The 2,122-nt window shown below is 69.7% G+C and carries 2 protein-coding genes; one reads left to right on the top strand and one right to left on the bottom strand.

The annotated features are described in order from the left end of the window. Window positions 1-329 (bottom strand): bifunctional 2-polyprenyl-6-hydroxyphenol methylase/3-demethylubiquinol 3-O-methyltransferase UbiG (locus JNW87_RS37960; RefSeq protein WP_238455394.1); only part of this gene is annotated, 329 nt, incomplete at its 3' end. 308 nt (window positions 330-637) lie between these two features. On the opposite strand from JNW87_RS37960, the gene JNW87_RS37955 reads away from it, so the two are divergent. Next, window positions 638-1,933 carry an MFS transporter gene (locus JNW87_RS37955; protein ID WP_109800293.1) on the top strand — a complete coding sequence of 432 codons (1,296 nt, stop codon included), beginning with the start codon at window positions 638-640 and terminating at the stop codon, window positions 1,931-1,933. Window positions 1,934-2,122 lie beyond the last annotated feature (189 nt).

The following is a 2,122-nucleotide window of genomic DNA, read 5'->3' as shown; positions in this document are numbered from 1 at the left end:
CACACGACGTACACGAGCGAGAACTGGCCGGGGACGGTCGTCGTGGCCATGTCACCGATGACGACCGGCAAGTCCTCCGCGGGCACCTTGCGCCGCAGCCGGTCGGCCATCGGCTGCGACAGCTCGATCCCGGTCACGGAGATGCCTCGGGCGGCGAGCGGGATCGCCACCCGGCCCGTGCCGATCGCGAGCTCCAGCGCGGGGCCGGAACCCGCCAGCCGTGCGAGGAAGTCCACGGCGGGGTCGAGCACGTGGGGTGCAAACATCTCGGCCGAGATGTCGTCGTACCGCTCCGCGGTGTCCTCGTCCCACAGATCGCTGCTCGTCATGAGCACGAGCCTGCTCGCCTCCCTGCCCTCACGCCACCCATTTGTGAAGGGGCGGCGTGCTCATTCGCGAGGGCAGCCACCGCAACGGACCTGCACCGTCGCCTCTGCTGTCGAGAGAATGGCTCGATCAAACCGCACAAGAAGCGGATCATCACGGGTGTCCCTTGCACCACCCGTGCGTCAGTCACCGCCTGGTTCAACCTCCTGGGCACGGAGACCTCAGCCATGAGGACGTCCTGGGTGCCGAACAGCTCGGCGACGTGGAACTGCTCCGCTTTGATGGTTGTCCTGTTCCGGATGGAGGACTGATGCTGGCTCCGCTGCGGTATGGCGCGTTCCGATACCTGGCTGCTGGCCGGATGGTCAACATGCTGGGCAACGGTGTCGCTCCCATCGCGCTGGCCTTCGCCGTACTCGATCTGACCGGCTCGGTGCGCGACCTGGGCCTGGTGGTCGGCGCGAGATCGCTGATGACCGTGCTGTTCGTGCTCTTCGGCGGGCTGGTGGCCGACCGGATCCCGCGCCGGCTGGTGCTCGTCGGCTCCAATGTGCTGGGTGCGCTGACCCAGGCCGCGGTGGCCGCCCTGGTGCTCACCGGCGCGGCGACGATCCCGCTGTTGCTGGCGCTCGGTGCGGCCAACGGCATCGTGAGCGCGCTGGCTCAGCCAGCCTCGGCCGCCGCGACGCCGCAGACCGTGCCGCCGGAGCTGATCCAGCCGGCCAACGCGATCATCCGGCTCGGCATGAACGCGGGCATGATCGGCGGCGCTGCGCTCGGTGGCCTCCTGGTGGCCGCCGTCGGGCCCGGGTGGGGCCTCGCCGTCGACGCGCTCACCTTCGCTATCGCAGCTATCGCGTTCACCGGAGTCCGGGTCGCTGCCCCGCGGGCGAAGAGCACCCGCACGAGCATCGTCGTCGACCTCCGGGAGGGCTGGACCGAGTTCACCGCGCGGACCTGGGTCTGGGTGGTGGTGCTCGGCTTCATGATCCTCAACGCAGCCCTCGCCGGCGGCGTGAACGTGCTCGGCCCGGCCGTCGCGGACGAGACGATCGGCCGTAGCGCCTGGGGCGTGGTGTTGGCGGCGGAAACCGCCGGAATGGTCGTGGGCGGGTTGATCGCCATGCGGATCCGGGTGCGCCGGCTGCTGCTGCTCGGGGTGGCCTGCATGTTCGCCGAGTCGTTGCTGCTGTTGGGCCTGGCCCTGGCCCCCACCATGGTCGTGCTGTTGTCGGCCGGAGTGGCGGTCGGCGTCGCCGTCGAACAGTTCGCGGTGGCCTGGGACACGTCGATCGCGCAGCACATCGCGGCCGACCGACTGGCCCGCGTCTACTCCTACGACATGTTGGGGTCCTGGGTCGCCATCCCACTCGGCCAGCTGGCGGTCGGACCGCTCGCCACGGCGATCGGCACCCGCGACACGCTGCTGATCCTTGCCACGTTGGTGGTGCTCGCCGTCCTCGGCATGCTGGCCAGCCAGGAAGTCCGTCAGCTGCGGGCGACAGCCCCCGCCCGCGCTGCCGACGAAGCGCAGGGCGAGCCAGCCGACGGTGGACCGGGTGACAGCCCTGACCCGAAACCCACCGAACCAGCCGCCCGCGCCTGACCTGGCGGCGGGACTTTCTCGAGGCCAGCCGCACCGTCAGTTGGAAGAGCAGGATGAGCCGGCCGCCATGTTTCGCGGCTCACTCTTCTAAGGTCGGGTCGCCCGGGGGGATTTCACCCCCGGGCTCCCACAGAACCGTGCGTAACAGTCTCCCGTTACACGGCTCTTGTCATCCTGATCACCAGAAGC

Origin of the sequence: Micromonospora sp. ATA51 (assembly GCF_016802855.1) — a bacterium.
Classification (GTDB): Bacteria; Actinomycetota; Actinomycetes; order Mycobacteriales; family Micromonosporaceae; genus Micromonospora; species Micromonospora sicca.
Note: the sequence above shows the minus strand (reverse complement) of the source record. Positions and strands in the feature narration are given on the sequence as shown.

Excerpts from the sequence above, each read along its gene's own strand:
- JNW87_RS37955 (WP_109800293.1), top strand. The coding sequence starts at position 638 with ATGCTGGCTCCGCTGCGGTATGGCGCGTTCCGATACCTGGCTGCTGGC.